We start from the raw sequence: 15,857 nt of genomic DNA, 5'->3' as shown, positions 1-15,857 counted from the left end.
TGAATCCCGTTCAGCCGCGCTGAGGGTTGCGATAACCCCACCACCCCTGCCCGTGACGTCCCCCCACGCCTTTGGTTAAAATACCGGCATTGTCCGTGCCGCCCAGCCCATACCGATGGGCGTCCCCCGAGCCCTCCCGGACATCTCCTCACTCGCACAGATTCGAGCTTTCATGACGAAATACATCTTCATCACCGGCGGAGTCGTGTCGTCGCTGGGTAAAGGCATCGCCGCATCCTCCCTCGCCGCGATCCTCGAGGCGCGGGGGCTGAAAGTCACGTTGACGAAGCTCGATCCCTACATCAACGTCGATCCGGGCACCATGAGCCCGTTCCAGCACGGCGAGGTGTTCGTGACCGAGGACGGCGCCGAGACCGACCTCGACCTGGGCCATTACGAACGCTTCGTCCGCACCACCATGGGCAAGGCGAACAGCTTCACCACCGGCCAGATCTACGAGAACGTGATCCGTAAGGAACGCCGCGGCGAATACCTCGGCGCCACCGTGCAGGTCATTCCCCACATCACCGACGAGATCAAGCGCGGCATCCGCCTCAGCGCGGAAGGGTATGACGTGGCCCTGATCGAGATCGGCGGCACCGTGGGCGACATCGAATCCCTCCCCTTCCTGGAGGCGATCCGCCAGATGCGCGTCGACCTGGGCGAAGAGCGTTCGCTGTTCATCCACCTGACCCTGGTGCCCTACATTTCCAGCGCCGGCGAGTTGAAGACCAAGCCGACCCAGCATTCGGTCAAGGAACTGCGCACCATCGGCATCCAGCCGGACATCCTGATCTGCCGCTCCGACCGTCCCATCCCGAAGAGCGAATGCCGCAAGATCGCGCTGTTCACCAACGTGCAGGAAGACGCGGTCATCGCCTCGGTCGACGCCGACACCATCTACCGGATTCCGAGTCTCCTGCACGAGCAGCAGCTCGACGAGATCGTCGTCCGCAAGCTGCGGCTCGATGCCGGCCCCGCCGACCTGAGCGAATGGCATCACGTGGTGGACGCGCTCAAGAATCCGGAGCGCTCGGTCACCATCGCCATGGTGGGCAAGTACGTCAACCATTCCGACGCCTACAAGTCCTTGAGCGAAGCCCTGGTCCATGCCGGCATCCATACCCGCACCCGGGTCGACATCCGCTTCATCGAGTCCGAGGAAATCGAGGACCACGGGACGGACGCGCTGGAAGGGGTCGATGCCATCCTGGTACCGGGCGGCTTCGGCGAGCGCGGCATCGAAGGCAAGATCGCCACGGTGAAATACGCCCGTGAGAACCGTATCCCCTACCTCGGCATCTGCTTAGGCATGCAGGTGGCCGTGATCGAATTCGCCCGCAACGTGGCCAAGCTGGAAGGCGCGCACAGCACCGAGTTCCTGCCCTCCTCGCCGCATCCGGTCATCGCCCTCATCACCGAGTGGAAGACCGAGACCGGCGGCATCGAATACCGCAGCGGCAATTCGGACCTGGGTGGCACCATGCGTCTGGGCGGACAGAAATGCCGGCTGATTCCCGACACCCTGGCCCACGACACCTACGGCAAGGACGTGATCACCGAGCGGCACCGCCACCGCTACGAATTCAACAACCATTACCTCAAGACCCTGGAAGCGGCGGGCCTCAAGGTCTCCGGCAAATCGCTGGACGGGCGCCTGGTGGAGATGGTGGAGATTCCCGGCCATCCCTGGTTCCTGGCCTGCCAGTTCCATCCCGAATTCACTTCCACGCCGCGTAGCGGCCACCCGCTGTTCAGCGGTTTCGTCCGCGCGGCCTGCGCCCATAGCGAGGACACGGCACACCCGAAGAGCGGCGGAGCCGACCCGAAGAGCGGCGGAGCCGAATCATGAGCAACATCGAAGGATCGGCCCCGCCGTTCGAACTCTGCGGCTTCCCCGTCGGCCTGGAGCACCCGCTGTTCCTGATCGCCGGCACCTGCGTCATCGAAAGCGAGCAACTGGCGCTGGACACCGCCGGAACACTGAAAGAGCTTACCGGCGCCCTGGGTATCCCGTTCATCTACAAGTCCTCCTTCGACAAGGCCAACCGCTCCTCCCATACGAGCTACCGCGGTCCCGGCATGGAAGAGGGTTTGCGCATCCTGGCCGAGGTCAAGCGCCAGATCGGGGTGCCCGTGCTGACCGACGTCCACGAGGACACGCCGTTGCAGGAAGTCGCTTCGGTGGTGGACGTGCTGCAGACCCCAGCCTTCCTGTGCCGCCAGACCAATTTCATCCAGAACGTCGCCAACGCCGGCAAACCGGTCAACATCAAGAAGGGCCAGTTCCTGGCGCCCTGGGACATGAAGCACGTCTCCGCCAAGGCCCTGGCCACCGGCAATCGCCACATCATGGTGTGCGAACGCGGGGTGTCCTTCGGTTACAACAATCTGGTGTCGGACATGCGCTCGCTGGCCATCATGCGCGAGACCGGCTGCCCGGTGGTCTACGACGCCACCCACTCGGTGCAGCTGCCGGGCGGACAGGGCACGGCCTCCGGCGGCCAGCGCGAATTCGTGCCGGCGCTGGCGCGCGCGGCGGTGGCGGTGGGTATCTCGGGCCTGTTCATGGAAACCCATCCCGACCCCGACCGCGCCCTGAGCGACGGCCCCAATTCCTGGCCGCTGGACCGCATGAAGGCATTGCTGGAGCTGCTGGCTAGCCTCGACCGCGCCGTCAAGGCAAGCCCCCTGCTGTAATGCAGGCCGCATAACATCGGCGCCCGGGACGCGCGTCGTCGGCCCGAACAACCCAACGCATACCCATTGGTGATCCCATGAGCAAGATCGTCGACATCCTGGCCCGGGAGATTCTGGATTCCCGCGGCAACCCGACCATCCAGGCGGAAGTGATCCTGGATTCCGGCGCCGAAGGCAGCGCCATGGTGCCCTCCGGCGCCTCGACCGGCGCCCGCGAAGCCATCGAGCTGCGCGACGGCGACAAGTCACGCTATGGCGGCAAAGGCGTGCTCAAGGCCGTGGAGAACGTCCGTGGCCCGATCAAGGCCGCTCTGGCCGGCTTCGACGCAGCCGACCAGGCGGCGATCGACCGGCGCATGATCGAGCTGGACGGCAGCGACAACAAGGGCGTGCTCGGCGCCAACGCCATTCTGGCGGTGTCGCTGGCGGCCGCCCGCGCCGCCGCGGCCGATGCGAAAAAGCCGCTGTACGCCTACCTCAACCGCAGCGGCGAATTCCTGCTGCCGGTGCCGATGATGAACATCATCAACGGCGGCGCCCATGCCGACAACAGCATCGACATGCAGGAGTTCATGATCCTGCCGGTGGGCGCGCCGAGCTTCCGCGAGGCCCTGCGCTACGGCGCAGAGGTGTTCCACGCCCTGAAGAAAGTGCTGTCGGAGCGGGGACTCGCCACGGGCGTGGGCGACGAGGGAGGCTTCGCGCCGAACCTGCCGTCCAACGAGGCCGCCATCGGCATCATCCTGGAAGCCGTGGAAAAGGCCGGCTACCGGCCCGGCGAGGACATCTGCCTGGGGCTGGACGTCGCCAGCTCGGAATTCTATGCGGACGGCCTCTACACCCTGGCTTCTGAAGGCAAGCAGTTCACCTCGGAAGAGTTCTCGGACTATCTGGCCGCCTGGGTCGATAAGTATCCCATCGTCAGCATCGAGGATGGCATGGCCGAGAACGACTGGCACGGCTGGGGCGTCCATACCGACAAGCTGGGCCGGCGTATCCAACTGGTCGGCGACGACCTGTTCGTGACCAACCCGGCCATCCTTAGCCAAGGCATCGAGGCCAGGATCGCCAATTCGATCCTGATCAAGGTCAACCAGATCGGCACTTTGACCGAAACCCTGGAAGCCATCCGCATCGCCGGGGAAGCCGGCTACACCTCGGTCGTGTCCCACCGCTCGGGCGAAACCGAGGACGCCACCATCGCCGACATCGCCGTCGCCACCTGCGCCGGCCAGATCAAGACCGGCTCGCTCAGCCGCTCCGACCGCATCGCCAAATACAACCGGCTGCTCAAAATCGAGGAAGAGCTGGGCGAGGCGGCGCGCTACGGCGGCCGCGGCGTCGTCAAGAACCTTGCCTGAGCCGCGGCTGACTGCCCGGAACCGGGGTGAACAAACTGACCGCGTTCCTGCTGGTGCTGATCGCCCTGCTCCAGTACCGGCTGTGGTTCGGCGACGGCAACCTGCGGGAAATGCGCCGGCTGCAGGAACGCATCGTGGAACTCACCGAGGAGGGCGAGAAGCGGCGGCAGCGCAATGCGGCCCTGGAGGCCGAGATAGTGGACCTCAAGGAAGGCACCGATGCCATCGAGGAACATGCGCGCCGGGAACTGGGCATGATCAAGGAGGGCGAAACCCTCGTGCAGATCGTCGACGCGGCGCATCCCACGCCCAGCCCCGAACCGACGCCGCCGCCCCGCAAACGGCGAAAACCCGTAACCCCGGCTCCGGCCGCTACCGAAGCCCCGGAACATGAACGCTGACCCGAAGAGCGGCGAAGCCGACCCGAAGAGCGGCGAAGCCGAAACACGCTTCTGGATCGTGGTCCCCGCCGCCGGCGTGGGCAAACGGATGGGGACCGATATTCCCAAGCAATACCTGGAAGTGGCGGGTAAGCCGGTGCTGCAGCACACGCTCGAACGCCTGCTCTCGGTCCGCCGCGTCGCCGCGGTCATGGTCGCGCTGGGCGCGGACGACGAGTTCTGGCCGGAGCTGCCGTGCTCGCGCGAGCCGCGGGTGCTGACCACCGTAGGGGGCAGGGAACGCGCGGACTCCGTGCTGAACGCCCTGGCCGCCCTGGCCGGCCGCGCCGCGGACGGCGACTGGGTGCTGGTCCACGACGCCGCCCGGCTCTGCATCACCCGCGAGGACGTCGAGCGCCTGATGGAAGTTCTGGAAGACCACCCCGTGGGCGGCATCCTGGCGCTGCCGGTTACCGACACCCTCAAGGAAGTCGAACACGGCGCGATCCAGGGCTCCCCGGACCGCAGCCGCATCTGGCGCGCCCTTACGCCGCAGATGTTCCGCTACCGGGCGCTCAGGGAAGCGCTGGAATCGGCGGCCAAACACGGGCTGACGGTGACGGACGAGGCCAGCGCGCTGGAATTGCTCGGGCAATCCCCCAGGGTGGTCGAAGGACGGCCCGATAACATCAAGATCACCCGGCCGGAGGACCTCCCCCTGGCCGCCTTTTATCTGGAGCGACAATGTTTCGAATAGGCCAAGGTTACGACGCCCACCGCTTCAAGGAGGGCGACCACCTCGTGCTGTGCGGCGTGAAGATTCCGTTCGACCGGGGATTCGCCGCCCATTCCGACGGCGACGTGGCGCTGCACGCGCTGTGCGACGCCCTGCTGGGCGCGGCCGCCCTCGGCGACATCGGCCGCCATTTCCCGGACACCGACGCCCGCTACAAGGGCATCGACAGCCGCGTGCTGCTGCGCGAGGTGCGGCAGAAAATCGCCGGAGAGGGCTACGCCATCGGCAACGTCGACGTGACCGTCGTGGCCCAGGCGCCGCGGCTGGCCGCCCACATTCAGGCGATGCGCGAAAACGTCGCCCAGGACCTGGAAATCCCCGTCGGCTGCGTCAACGTCAAGGCGACGACCACCGAAGGCATGGGTTTCGAAGGCCGCGGCGAAGGCATTTCGGCGCACGCGGTCGCCTTGCTCGCCGGCCGATGAGCGAAACCATTTCCCGCTTCGGACTCGACGAGCTGCCGCGGGCGCACGGCGAAACGACCTGCCGTGGCCGCATCCGGTTATCCCCGGAGGACTTCCGGGTCGACGAGATCCTCGGCTTCGAACCCAGCGGCCAGGGCGAGCATGCCTTCCTGCACATCCGCAAGACCGGGGAGAACACCGACCACGTGGCGCAACGGATCGCCAGGCTGGCGGGAGTCAAGCCGATGGACGTGGGCTATGCCGGCCTCAAGGACCGCCACGCCGTCACCACCCAGTGGTTCAGCGTGGGGCTGCCCGGCAAGCCCGACCCCGACTGGAGCGCTCTGAAGAACGACGGCATCGCCGTCCTGCGCCACACCCGGCACGACCGCAAGCTCAAGCGCGGCGCCCTGGAAGGCAACCGCTTCCGCATCGTCGTGCGGGAACTCGAAGGCGCGTGCGGCGGCCTGGAAGCCCGCTGCGCCGCGATCCGCGCGGCCGGCGTGCCGAACTATTTCGGCCCGCAGCGCTTCGGCCACGGCGGCCGCAATCTGCAGGAGGCGTCGAGGCTGTTCGCCGATCCGCGCCGCCGCATCGACCGCAACAAGCGCTCGCTGTACCTGTCGGCGGCGCGCTCCTATCTGTTCAACCGCATTCTCGCCCATCGGGTCGGGAACGGTAGCTGGAACCGGGTGGTGGAGGGCGACGCCTTCATGTTCACCGGCTCCAACAGCTTCTTCAAGGCCGATGAGCTGGATGAAGACATCCGGCGGCGCATCGAAGCGCTGGCGATCCATCCCAGCGGAACGCTGTGGGGAACGGGCGATCCGGCGATTTCCGGCGCGGCCCTCGAAATGGAGCGGGCGGCCCTGGCACAATGCGCGGAATTCCGTGAAGGACTGGAACGCTGCGGGCTCGAACTCGCCCGGCGGGCCCTGCGGCTGCCGGTGCCGGACCTCGAATTCGCGCGGGTCGACGATTCGGCTTGCGAACTGGCGTTCTCCCTCCCCGCCGGCGCCTATGCCACCACGGTGTTGCGGGAGCTCGTCGAATTCGACCCGCAAGGCCTGCCGGACGCCTGATTTTTCGAAAACATCCTATCGGAGGACTCCAGCCATGTCCGTGACCATCTACCACAACCCGCGCTGCAGCAAGTCGCGGGAAACCCTGAAACTGCTGCAGGACCGCGGCATCGAACCCGCCATCGTCGAATATCTGAAAACCCCGCCCGACGCGGCGAAGCTGCGCGAGCTGGTGGGTCTTTTGGGAATCCCGCCGCGCCAGTTGCTGCGCAAGGGCGAAGCCCCGTACAAGGAGCTGGAACTGGCGAATCCGGAACTTGGCGACGATGCACTGATCGAAGCCATGGCCCGCTATCCGGTGCTGATCGAGCGCCCGATCGTCGTGGCCAACGGCAAGGCGGCGCTGGGCCGGCCGCCGGAGAACGTGCTGGCCATCCTCGACTGACCACTTTTTCCCAATTCCCCGACCTACATGACCGACTCGAAGCGCAGCAGCGCCGAAATCCTGATCCTCTATTACAGCCGCCACGGCTCCACCGCCGACATGGCGCGCATGATCGCCCGCGGCGTGGAAGAAGTGCCGGGCGCCGTCGCCAAGCTGCGCACCGTGCCGGAGGTCTCGTCCGTCGCCGAAGCGACGGCGCCGGCCGTTCCTTCCGACGGGCCTCCGTATGCCACGCTGGACGACCTCAAGCATTGCGATGGCCTGGCCCTGGGCAGCCCGACCCATTTCGGCAACATGGCCGCGCCGCTCAAGCATTTCCTGGACAACACCAGCGCCCTGTGGTTTTCCGGCGCGCTGTCGGGCAAACCGGCCGGGGTGTTCACCTCGACCGCTTCCATGCACGGCGGCCAGGAAGCGACCCTGCTGACCATGCTGCCGCCGCTCCTCCACCACGGCATGATCCTGGTCGGCATTCCCAGCAGCGAAGCCGCCCTGCACAAGACCCGCAGCGGCGGCACGCCCTACGGCCCCAGCCGCCACACCGGCGACGCCTCGCCGCTGAGCGACGACGAACGGGCCCTGTGCCGCGCCTTCGGCGCCCGCCTGGCACGGGTCGCCAAGGCGCTGAAAGACGCGGGCGAATAAGTCCCAAGGACATACGCGGCCGCCCGCATGGCCCAGCAGATTCCGTTGCATTTCGCCGTCGATCCGCTGCAGACCTTCGAAGCGTACTGCGCGGGGCCGAACGCCGAAGCGGCGGCAGCCGCGCGGCGCTGCGCCCGAGGCGAGGGCGATGCGCTGCTCTATCTCTGGGGCGAGACCGGCCTGGGCAAGACCCATCTCGTCAATGCCGCCTGCCGCGAGGCGTTCCACAGCGGACGCAGCGCCGCCTGCCTGCCGCTGGCGCTGGTCGGCGAGTACGGCCCGGCCGTGCTGGACGGGATGGAAAACCAGAACCTGGTCTGCCTGGACGACATCGAAAGGATCGCCGGGCGCGACGACTGGGAGCGGCAGTTGTTCGGCCTGTTCAACGCCTCGCGCGACGCCGGGAACACCCTCCTGGTCACCGCCGCATCGCCGCCCGCGGATCTGCCCGTCGCCCTGCCCGACCTCAAGACCCGCCTGGCCTGGGGGCTCGTTCTCCGGCTCCATCCGCTGGCGGACGAACACAAGCTGGCGGCGCTGGAACAGCGGGCCGGCATGCTGGGGCTCGAACTGAGCCCCCAGGTCGGCCGGTTCCTGCTCTCGCACTGCCGCCGCGACATGGCCTCGCTGCAAGCGCTGCTGGAAGAGCTGGACCACGCCACCCTGGCCGCCAAGCGCAGGCTCACCATCCCTTTCATCAAGAGCCACCTGGAACACATCGCATGAACCTACTCGTGATCGGCACCGGCGCCATCGGCAGCTTCTACGGCGCCCTGCTCGCCAAGACCGGCCACAGCGTGTCGGTGGTCGCCCGTTCCGACTACGAGGCCGTGAAGGCCAAGGGCATCCGCATCCGCAGCGAGACATTGGGGGACTACACCTTCCGGCCGGCCGCGGTCGTCCGCTCCGCCGCCGAGCTCGAAGCCAAGCCCGATTGCGCGCTGCTGTGCATCAAGGTGGTGGAAGGCGCCGATCGGGTCGGGCTGCTGCGCGATGCCGTCGGCCCCGGCACGAGCATCGTCCTGATTTCCAACGGCATCGACATCGAACCGGAAATCGCCGCCGCGTATCCCGACAACGAAGTCATCAGCGGCCTGGCCTTCATCGGCGTCACCCGTACCGCGCCCGGCGAAATCTGGCACCAGGCCTACGGGCGGCTGATGCTGGGCAACTACCCCGGCGGCGCCTCGGAACGGGTCAAGGCCTTGGCCGCATCGTTCGAACTGGCCGGCATCGACGGCATCGCCACCGAAAACATCACCACCGCGCGCTGGCAGAAATGCGTCTGGAACGCCGCCTTCAACCCGCTGTCGGTGCTCTCCGGCGGCCTCGACACCCAGGACATCCTGTCGACCCAGGAGGGTTTCGTCCGGGCGATCATGCAGGAAATCCGCGCAGTAGCCGCGGCCAACGGCCATCCCCTGCCGGAGGACATCGTCGAGAAGAACGTCGCCAGCACCTACAAAATGCCGCCGTACAAAACCAGCATGCTGGTCGACTTCGAAGCCGGCCAGCCGATGGAGACGGAAGCCATCCTCGGCAACGCGGTGCGCGCCGGACGGCGCAGGGGCATCGCGATTCCGCACCTGGAATCGGTCTATGCCTTGATGAAGCTCAGGGAACTACGAACCGTGAAAAGTCGTTAAGTGTAGTCGAGATGTGGCGCGGTGGTCTAAGGTTCGGCCTATCTGTTTCCGCCTCTTTCGTCCGGCGGTGCCTCACCGAACCACGCAAACCACGTAGCGAACTATGGGGTCACGAACTATGAAACTATGGGGTCATGAAACTATGGGGTCAGGTCTTGTCTTTAAACTATGGGGTCAGGTCTTGTCTTTTGCCATGCTGCACAATAGCCTTGCTGTATGTCCAGACCTTTACGAATCGAGTTTGCCGGTGGCCTGTACCACGTAACGTCCCGCGGCGACGGGCGCGAGGCGATTTTCCTGGCCGAGGAAGACAGGCCTTTATTTCTGGGGGTGCTGTCCGAGGTGGTCCAGAACTTCAACTGGGCGGTGCATGCTTACTGTTTGATGGACAATCACTATCACCTCCTGGTCGAAACCCCGGATGGCAATCTCTCCAGAGGCATGCGGCAGTTGAACGGAGTCTACACACAGCGCTTCAATCGTCGGCACGGCCGTGTCGGGCATGTTTTTCAGGGCCGTTACAAAGCGATCATCGTGCAGAAGGACTCGTACCTCGCCTACGCCAGCGGTGGGTACAGTTTGAAGGAAATCGGCGACCATTTCGGGCTGCACTACTCCCGGGTCAGTCGCATCCTGAAAAAACAATATGAGGCAAAAGGAAAGACCTGACCCCATTGTCCTTCGCGTGGGCTCGACTCCGGAGCCGGCCGGGGCCGGCTCGCGTGATCAGACTCGGCTCAGGCCCCTTACCGCTTCGGCCACGTCCCGGCTGAACCGGGCCAGCGTCCGGCTCATGGCGGCCACGGTCGCGCGGTAGTCCGTCCCCACCGCGGGCTCGGCGTAGCGGGATTCGCGGACCAGCAGCTCGGTCTTGCCGTCGCCGCCGGACACCGACCAGCGCACGTTCAGCACACTCTCGCCGCCGGCGCCTTCGAAGCGGATCACCTTCACCACGAGCTGATAGTCCACCTGGGCGGAACGCTTCCATGGATAGACCACCACTTTCCGGCTCGGAAGGTAGGCGGCGAGGTTTTCCGCGAGCACCTGGGTCACGCTGTCCTTGAGCGATTCCGCCCATTTGTCGAACTCGGCGAGCTGGAGCTCGTTCTGGCCGGTGCGCGTCACGATCTGCGGGCGGTCCAGATACTCCGGCAATTCGACCGGCCCGACGCCCAGGGCGATCTCCCGCTCCACAGCCGGACGGACCGGCTCCTGCGCGGCGGACAGCACGTAGAAGCGGGTGTCGGGGCTGGTGCCGCAGCCGCCGAGGAGGAGCGCGGCCACGCTTGCCGCCAGAAAAGTGGATCGCATCACGGGTTCCCTCATGGCTTGCCTCCCGATCCGCCCTTGCCGTGCAGCAGGGCTTCCGGATGGCGTTCGAGATAGTCGGTCAGGGCGCGGATGGAACGGGCGGAGGCGGCAAGCTCCTCCAGCGCGTTGCTGATGTCCACCGCCATCGCCGATCCCGGTTCGAGCTGTTCCAGCACCTTGGCCGTGGAACTCAGGCTCTTTTCCGCGGCCGCGGTCAAGGTCACCATTTCCCGGTCCGCGGTCTGGGCCAGATGGCGCAGGTCCTTCAGGGTGGCGTTCACGGAACCGACGGCCTCCTTGAGCTCCGGCGAATTCATGAGGCGATTGCTGCCCCGCACGGTGCCGAGCAGTTCCTGGCCGATCTTGTCCAGAGGCAGCTTTTTCAAGTTCGCCACGATCTCCGTGACGTTCCGTTGCAGCTCGTCCGCCACCGAGGGCAGGGTCGGCAACTCGGGGTGCTGGCCGCTGTAATCCAGACTTTTCGGCGGGCTCTCCGGGTAGAAATCGAGGTCGACGTAAAGCTGTCCGGTCAAGAGGTTTCCTGTCTTGAGCCGGGCACGAAGGCCGCGCTCCACCAGTTTTTCCATGAAGGGACGGCGGCCGGCCTCTATCGCCGCCTTGAATTCTTCCTTTGCGCGTTTGATGACATCCTCCGCGCCGTAGGGGATCAGCCGTTCCGGGTCGATTTCGATGACCACGGGAATCCGGATCTTGTGCGCGCCGAAATCGAGCGCGAGCTTCAGCTCGGTCACCGTGCCGACCCGGATGCCCTTGAGTTCGACCGGCGCCCCCGCGTTCAGCCCTCGGACGGAGTCGTCGAAGAACAGCAGGTAGGGCTGGCGCAGCGTGTAGGCCCCTTCCGCGATGCTGGCGAAATCCTTGTGCAGCCTGAATCGGGTATTGGGCTCGCTGGACTGCACCTTGGGATCGTTGAGCGTCGGCGTTTCGAAGGTGATGCCGCCCTGGAGCAGGGACATGATCGAACCGACTTTGAGGTTGACGCCCTGGGCGCTCATGGAGAGATCGATCCCGCTGACCTGCCAGAAGCGGGTGCTGTTGTGAACGAGTCGGTGATAGGGCGCGTCGATGAAGATTTCGACCTGGACGCTCCGGTTGTCCTCGGCCAGGCCGACGTTCACCACCTGCCCGACCTCGATGTCGCGGAAATAGACCGGCGTGCCGTATTTCAGGGGACCCGCATTGTCCGCGGCCAGGAAAAACGAACGGCCGGGGGTGTCCGCCTTGATCCGGGGCGGATGTTCGAGTCCGACGAACCTGCGGACCACCTTGCCGCCGCCGAACTCTACGGCGATGTAGTTCCCCGCCATCAGCGTGTCCAGGCCGGAGACGCCGCCCAGGCCGAGTTCCGGCTTCACCACCCAAAAGGCGGTGTTTTCGCCGAGATGGGTGGCGACGTGCTTTTCCATCTTGGCGGTGACGATGACTCCCGTCAGGTCCTCGTTCAGCACTATCGACTCGACCGTGCCGATTTCCACGTCCTTGAACTTGATCTTGCTTTTTCCCGCCTCGAGCCCCGGCGCCTCCTTGAACAGCAGGGTGATGGTCGGCCCCTCCTCGCTCAGCGTCTTGTAGGCCAGCCAGATGCCGATGCCCAGCGCCACCAGGGGAATCAGCCAGACCAGCGGCAGACCGCGGGAGGACTTGACCTCCGCCTCCCAGGCGTCGTACTCCGGGGCGTCGCCGGCGCCTTCCTTTGGGGATTCGTTCATCGCTGCATCCTGTAAGCCCCCTCGGGGCGGGAGTGGGACGAAACCTCGCCGTCTTTCGGCGCCATGCGATCCCAGATCAGGCGGGGATCGAAACTCATCGCCGCGAACATCGTCACCACGACCACGCCGCCGAACGCCACGGCGCCGGGGCCGGCCTCGATGGTCGCCAGGGCGCCGAGTTCGACCACCGCGACCAGGATGGTGATCACGAAAATGTCGATCATCGACCAGCGCCCGACCGATTCGGTGAGCCGGTAAAGCACGGTGCGCTCCCACGGCCGCCAGCGCGAACCGAACTGGACCGACAGCAGCAGGAAGGTCAACACCAAGAGCTTGAGCACCGGCACGGTGATGCTGGCGAAGAACACCAGGAGGGCCAGCGGCCACATGCCGCCCACGATCAGCTCCTTGACGCCGCTGAGGATGGTGTCGGGCTCGCCCCGGCCGGACATCGTCACGGTCATGATCGGCAGTAGATTGGCGGGAATGTAAAGGATGTAAGCCGTCAGCGTCAGCGCCCAGGTCCGCGCCAGGCTGTCGGGCTTGCGCCGGTGCAGGACCGCGCCGCAGCGCGGGCAGCGGGGACGGACCGATCCGGGCTCCGGCCGGCCGAGCAGATGGCAGCAGTGGCAGAGCAGATAGCCGGCCTCGGCGGCGGTCGTCGCGTGCTTAGTCACCGGTGGCCTCTCGGGGTGAGCGCAGCCGTTCCCAGACCTCGTGGTCGTCCAGCATGGCATCGCCCGCCGCCATGGACACCATCAGGCCGGCGAAGGAATAGAGTGCGATGCCCGGCGTGAGAGCGGCCAGATCGGCCAGTTTGACCACGGCCACCAGGATGCCCAGCATGAAAACCTCCGTCATCGCCCAGGGCGACAATTGCTCCGTCCAGCGGAACACCAGCTCCGCCTTCGGCGCCCGCAGTCCGAGCAACCGCAGCGGCAGCAGCACGTAGAAAAGGCAAAGCATCTTGGCCAGCGGCGCCAGAAAAGTGACGACGAACACCAGCGCGGAGATTTCCCAGTAGCCCTGCGAATACAGTTCCTCGATTCCGGTGAGCAACGACCCCTCCTGTACCCGTCCCGCGATGTTCATCCGCAGCAAGGGATAAGCGTTGGCCAGCATGAACAGGACCAGGCTGGTGAGCGCCAGCGCAAGCGACTGATCCATCCCGCTGCGCTTGCGCTGGAACAGGACCGCGCCGCAACGGGGGCAGCGCGCTTTCTGTCCCGGCTGCAACCGGGGTTTGCGGAACAGCAGGTCGCAGTCGTGGCAGGCGACGAGCGTGTGCTCGGCGACCGCGTACTCACCCGTGCCGGATCTTGCCGTCATGTCCGCCGCAGCCGGTCCGATCAGGCGCCGCGCCCGATGGCGCGGTGGCCGATGTCCCTGCGCCAATACGCGTCCGGCCAGTGAATCCTCCCCACCAGCCGGTAGGCGGCGGCCTGCGCCTCCGCGACGCTCTTCCCCAGCGCCGTGACGCAAAGCACTCGGCCGCCGGCCGTCAACACCTTGCCGCCATCCAGGCGGGTTCCCGCATGGAAGACCTTGGCGCCGGGCGCTATCGCCAGCCCCAGCCCTTCTATCACATCGTCTTTACGGTAATCGAACGGATAGCCGCCGGCGGCCATGACCACCCCCAGCGCGACGCGAGGGTCCCATTCCGCCCTCACCACGTCGAGCCTTCCCTCCTCCGCGGCGCAGCAAAGGTCCACCAGGTCGCTGCGCAGCCGCATCATGATGGGCTGGGTTTCCGGGTCGCCGAAACGGCAGTTGAACTCCAGCACCTTGCAGCCGCCATCCGGAGCGATCATCAATCCCGCATAGAGGAACCCGGTGTAGGGAATCCCATCCGCCTTCATACCGGCGAGCGTCGGCAGGATGATCTCGTCCATGACTCGGCGGTGGATCTCCGGCGTCACCACCGGCGCCGGGGTATAGGCCCCCATGCCGCCGGTGTTTGGCCCCCGATCGCCGTCGTCGCGGGCCTTGTGATCCTGCGAGGTGGCCATCGGGAGGGCATGCTCGCCGTCCGCCATGACGATGAAGCTGGCTTCTTCCCCTTGGAGGAACTCCTCCACCACCACCCGGTGCCCGGCGCTGCCGAAGGCGTTTCCGGCCAGCATGTCGCGCACTGCGGCGATCGCCTCGTCCTCGCTCTGCGCCACGATCACGCCCTTGCCGGCCGCCAGGCCGTCGGCCTTGACCACGATGGGCGCGCCTTTCCGGCGGATGTAGTCCTCGGCTTCGGCGGCATCGGTGAACACCTGGTATTCCGCCGTCGGAATACCATGGCGGGCAAGGAAATCCTTGCAGAAGGCCTTGGAGCCTTCGAGCTGGGCCGCCTCCCGGGTCGGCCCGAAACAGGCCAGTCCCGCGGCGCGGAAGGCGTCGACGATGCCGGCGACCAGCGGCGCCTCGGGGCCGACGATGGTGAGCGCCACGCCCTCCCCTTTCGCGAACGCCAACAGGCCCGCCACATCGTCCACCGCGATGGCCACGTTCTCCATGCCGGGCTCGGCGGCGGTACCGGCATTGCCGGGCGCCACGAACACTTTGCACACGCGGGGTGACTGCGCGGCTTTCCAGGCCAGCGCGTGTTCGCGCCCGCCGCCGCCGACGATGAGGACTTTCATGAGATGCGAGACTCCGGATCGATTTTGGAAACTGCTTGCTCACCCCGCGGAAGGGAATGGGCTTACACCCGCGATATATCGGACATCGCACTTCCACTTCGAATGGGGTGGCCGCAATTATACGCCCTGGGCCGGCCCGGACATGGCATACTGTCTGGCATCGATGATTCACGCCACGCGGACGATGATCCGACATCCACACCCCGTGCGCCGGCAGGTTGGTGAAAAAGCATGAAGTACTGCAGCCAGTGCGCCGCGCCGCTGCGCCTGGGAATTCCGGCGGGGGACGACCGGCCCCGCCACATCTGCGACGCCTGCGGCACCATCCATTACCGCAATCCCAAGGTGATCGCCGGCTGCATCCCGGTGTGGAACGGCCAGGTCCTGCTGTGCCGGCGCGCCATCGAGCCGCGCCACGGATTCTGGACCCTGCCCGCCGGCTTCATGGAACTGGAGGAGACGCTGGAGCAGGCGGCCGAGCGCGAATCCTACGAGGAAGCCACCGCCCGGGTGCGGATCGATTCGCTTTACACCCTGTTCAGCCTGCCGCATCTGTCGCAGGTCTATGCCTTCTTCCGGGCCGAACTGCTCAGCCCGGACGTGGCCGCCGGCCTGGAAAGCCTGGAGACGCGGCTGTTCGAGGAAAACGAAATCCCTTGGGATCAACTGGCTTTCGAAACCGTCCACCGATCGCTTACCCTGTTCTTCGAAGACCGGCGCAGCGGCGCCTTCGGCCTGCACGTAGAAACCCTGGGGCCAGACCACCGCCGAATCCGAAATTAGA

The 15,857-nt window shown here is 66.0% G+C and carries 18 protein-coding genes; 13 read left to right on the top strand and 5 right to left on the bottom strand.

From position 1 onward, the window contains the following. Window positions 1-172 precede the first annotated feature (172 nt). The 12 genes from ABZN20_RS15465 to ABZN20_RS15410 all read left to right on the top strand — a co-directional run bounded on the left by ABZN20_RS15465 (window position 173) and on the right by ABZN20_RS15410 (window position 10,068). A complete protein-coding gene (locus ABZN20_RS15465) occupies window positions 173-1,852 on the top strand; it encodes a CTP synthase (protein ID WP_367025835.1) in 1,680 nt (559 codons plus the stop codon). Further along, window positions 1,849-2,700: a 3-deoxy-8-phosphooctulonate synthase gene (gene kdsA, locus ABZN20_RS15460; RefSeq protein ID WP_218807883.1), complete on the top strand. Its 852-nt coding sequence runs from the start codon at window positions 1,849-1,851 to the stop codon at window positions 2,698-2,700. The genes ABZN20_RS15465 and kdsA overlap by 4 nt, the downstream gene beginning before the upstream one ends. 77 nt (window positions 2,701-2,777) lie before the next feature. Beyond that, window positions 2,778-4,061, top strand: coding sequence for a phosphopyruvate hydratase (gene eno / locus ABZN20_RS15455; protein WP_367025834.1), 1,284 nt, complete (start codon window positions 2,778-2,780; stop codon window positions 4,059-4,061). 26 nt (window positions 4,062-4,087) lie between these two features. Then, window positions 4,088-4,462 carry a cell division protein FtsB gene (ftsB, locus tag ABZN20_RS15450; RefSeq protein ID WP_218807885.1) on the top strand — a complete coding sequence of 125 codons (375 nt, stop codon included), beginning with the start codon at window positions 4,088-4,090 and terminating at the stop codon, window positions 4,460-4,462. Next, the gene (ispD, locus tag ABZN20_RS15445; protein WP_367025833.1) at window positions 4,452-5,198 is read left to right on the top strand and encodes a 2-C-methyl-D-erythritol 4-phosphate cytidylyltransferase; all 747 of its coding nucleotides are present in this window, start codon (window positions 4,452-4,454) and stop codon (window positions 5,196-5,198) included. The genes ftsB and ispD overlap by 11 nt, the downstream gene beginning before the upstream one ends. Next, complete coding sequence (gene ispF, locus ABZN20_RS15440; protein ID WP_367025832.1) at window positions 5,186-5,662, top strand: 2-C-methyl-D-erythritol 2,4-cyclodiphosphate synthase; 477 nt, start codon at window positions 5,186-5,188, stop codon at window positions 5,660-5,662. The genes ispD and ispF overlap by 13 nt, the downstream gene beginning before the upstream one ends. Further along, window positions 5,659-6,723: a tRNA pseudouridine(13) synthase TruD gene (gene truD, locus ABZN20_RS15435; protein WP_367025831.1), complete on the top strand. Its 1,065-nt coding sequence runs from the start codon at window positions 5,659-5,661 to the stop codon at window positions 6,721-6,723. Before ispF ends, truD begins: the two co-directional genes overlap by 4 nt. Before the next feature lie 34 nt (window positions 6,724-6,757). Further along, window positions 6,758-7,108, top strand: coding sequence for an arsenate reductase (glutaredoxin) (gene arsC, locus ABZN20_RS15430; protein ID WP_218807889.1), 351 nt, complete (start codon window positions 6,758-6,760; stop codon window positions 7,106-7,108). Between the two features lie 27 nt (window positions 7,109-7,135). Beyond that, window positions 7,136-7,753, top strand: coding sequence for an NAD(P)H:quinone oxidoreductase (gene wrbA, locus ABZN20_RS15425; protein WP_218807890.1), 618 nt, complete (start codon window positions 7,136-7,138; stop codon window positions 7,751-7,753). Between the two features lie 27 nt (window positions 7,754-7,780). Further along, entirely contained in the window at window positions 7,781-8,479 is a 699-nt protein-coding gene (hda, locus tag ABZN20_RS15420; RefSeq protein WP_367025830.1) for a DnaA regulatory inactivator Hda, read from the top strand. Beyond that, window positions 8,476-9,399, top strand: coding sequence for a ketopantoate reductase family protein (locus tag ABZN20_RS15415; protein ID WP_367025829.1), 924 nt, complete (start codon window positions 8,476-8,478; stop codon window positions 9,397-9,399). The genes hda and ABZN20_RS15415 overlap by 4 nt, the downstream gene beginning before the upstream one ends. A gap of 216 nt (window positions 9,400-9,615) precedes the next feature. Next, window positions 9,616-10,068: a transposase gene (locus ABZN20_RS15410; RefSeq protein ID WP_367025828.1), complete on the top strand. Its 453-nt coding sequence runs from the start codon at window positions 9,616-9,618 to the stop codon at window positions 10,066-10,068. A gap of 57 nt (window positions 10,069-10,125) precedes the next feature. Here ABZN20_RS15410 and ABZN20_RS15405 read toward each other — a convergent pair whose 3' ends face one another. The 5 genes from ABZN20_RS15405 to purD are packed head-to-tail and all read right to left on the bottom strand — an operon-like array spanning window position 10,126 to window position 15,073. Beyond that, complete coding sequence (locus ABZN20_RS15405; RefSeq protein WP_367025827.1) at window positions 10,126-10,710, bottom strand: PqiC family protein; 585 nt, start codon at window positions 10,708-10,710, stop codon at window positions 10,126-10,128. 11 nt (window positions 10,711-10,721) lie between these two features. Continuing rightward, a complete protein-coding gene (locus ABZN20_RS15400) occupies window positions 10,722-12,440 on the bottom strand; it encodes an intermembrane transport protein PqiB (RefSeq protein WP_367025826.1) in 1,719 nt (572 codons plus the stop codon). Beyond that, window positions 12,437-13,117: a paraquat-inducible protein A gene (locus ABZN20_RS15395; protein WP_218807896.1), complete on the bottom strand. Its 681-nt coding sequence runs from the start codon at window positions 13,115-13,117 to the stop codon at window positions 12,437-12,439. The genes ABZN20_RS15400 and ABZN20_RS15395 overlap by 4 nt, the downstream gene beginning before the upstream one ends. Next, the gene (locus ABZN20_RS15390; protein ID WP_218807897.1) at window positions 13,110-13,769 is read right to left on the bottom strand and encodes a paraquat-inducible protein A; all 660 of its coding nucleotides are present in this window, start codon (window positions 13,767-13,769) and stop codon (window positions 13,110-13,112) included. The genes ABZN20_RS15395 and ABZN20_RS15390 overlap by 8 nt, the downstream gene beginning before the upstream one ends. 20 nt (window positions 13,770-13,789) lie before the next feature. After that, window positions 13,790-15,073 carry a phosphoribosylamine--glycine ligase gene (gene purD / locus ABZN20_RS15385; protein WP_367025825.1) on the bottom strand — a complete coding sequence of 428 codons (1,284 nt, stop codon included), beginning with the start codon at window positions 15,071-15,073 and terminating at the stop codon, window positions 13,790-13,792. 231 nt (window positions 15,074-15,304) lie between these two features. Here purD and ABZN20_RS15380 point away from each other — a divergent pair, with 231 nt between their 5' ends. Continuing rightward, complete coding sequence (locus ABZN20_RS15380) at window positions 15,305-15,856, top strand: NUDIX hydrolase (protein ID WP_367025824.1); 552 nt, start codon at window positions 15,305-15,307, stop codon at window positions 15,854-15,856. Window position 15,857 lies beyond the last annotated feature (1 nt).

This window comes from Methylococcus sp. ANG (genome assembly GCF_040730495.1).
In the GTDB taxonomy this organism is placed as follows: domain Bacteria; phylum Pseudomonadota; class Gammaproteobacteria; order Methylococcales; family Methylococcaceae; genus Methylococcus.
This window is presented reverse-complemented; position numbering and strand designations above follow the sequence as displayed.

Coding starts and splice junctions, on each gene's coding strand:
- ABZN20_RS15410 (WP_367025828.1), top strand. CDS start 9,616: ATGTCCAGACCTTTACGAATCGAGTTTGCCGGTGGCCTGTACCACGTA.
- hda (WP_367025830.1), top strand. CDS start 7,781: ATGGCCCAGCAGATTCCGTTGCATTTCGCCGTCGATCCGCTGCAGACC.
- ABZN20_RS15465 (WP_367025835.1), top strand. CDS start 173: ATGACGAAATACATCTTCATCACCGGCGGAGTCGTGTCGTCGCTGGGT.
- ABZN20_RS15380 (WP_367025824.1), top strand. CDS start 15,305: ATGAAGTACTGCAGCCAGTGCGCCGCGCCGCTGCGCCTGGGAATTCCG.
- ispF (WP_367025832.1), top strand. CDS start 5,186: ATGTTTCGAATAGGCCAAGGTTACGACGCCCACCGCTTCAAGGAGGGC.
- ABZN20_RS15405 (WP_367025827.1), bottom strand. CDS start 10,710: ATGCGATCCACTTTTCTGGCGGCAAGCGTGGCCGCGCTCCTCCTCGGC.
- eno (WP_367025834.1), top strand. CDS start 2,778: ATGAGCAAGATCGTCGACATCCTGGCCCGGGAGATTCTGGATTCCCGC.
- ABZN20_RS15400 (WP_367025826.1), bottom strand. CDS start 12,440: ATGAACGAATCCCCAAAGGAAGGCGCCGGCGACGCCCCGGAGTACGAC.
- purD (WP_367025825.1), bottom strand. CDS start 15,073: ATGAAAGTCCTCATCGTCGGCGGCGGCGGGCGCGAACACGCGCTGGCC.
- wrbA (WP_218807890.1), top strand. CDS start 7,136: ATGACCGACTCGAAGCGCAGCAGCGCCGAAATCCTGATCCTCTATTAC.
- truD (WP_367025831.1), top strand. CDS start 5,659: ATGAGCGAAACCATTTCCCGCTTCGGACTCGACGAGCTGCCGCGGGCG.
- ABZN20_RS15390 (WP_218807897.1), bottom strand. CDS start 13,769: ATGACGGCAAGATCCGGCACGGGTGAGTACGCGGTCGCCGAGCACACG.
- kdsA (WP_218807883.1), top strand. CDS start 1,849: ATGAGCAACATCGAAGGATCGGCCCCGCCGTTCGAACTCTGCGGCTTC.
- ABZN20_RS15415 (WP_367025829.1), top strand. CDS start 8,476: ATGAACCTACTCGTGATCGGCACCGGCGCCATCGGCAGCTTCTACGGC.
- arsC (WP_218807889.1), top strand. CDS start 6,758: ATGTCCGTGACCATCTACCACAACCCGCGCTGCAGCAAGTCGCGGGAA.
- ispD (WP_367025833.1), top strand. CDS start 4,452: ATGAACGCTGACCCGAAGAGCGGCGAAGCCGACCCGAAGAGCGGCGAA.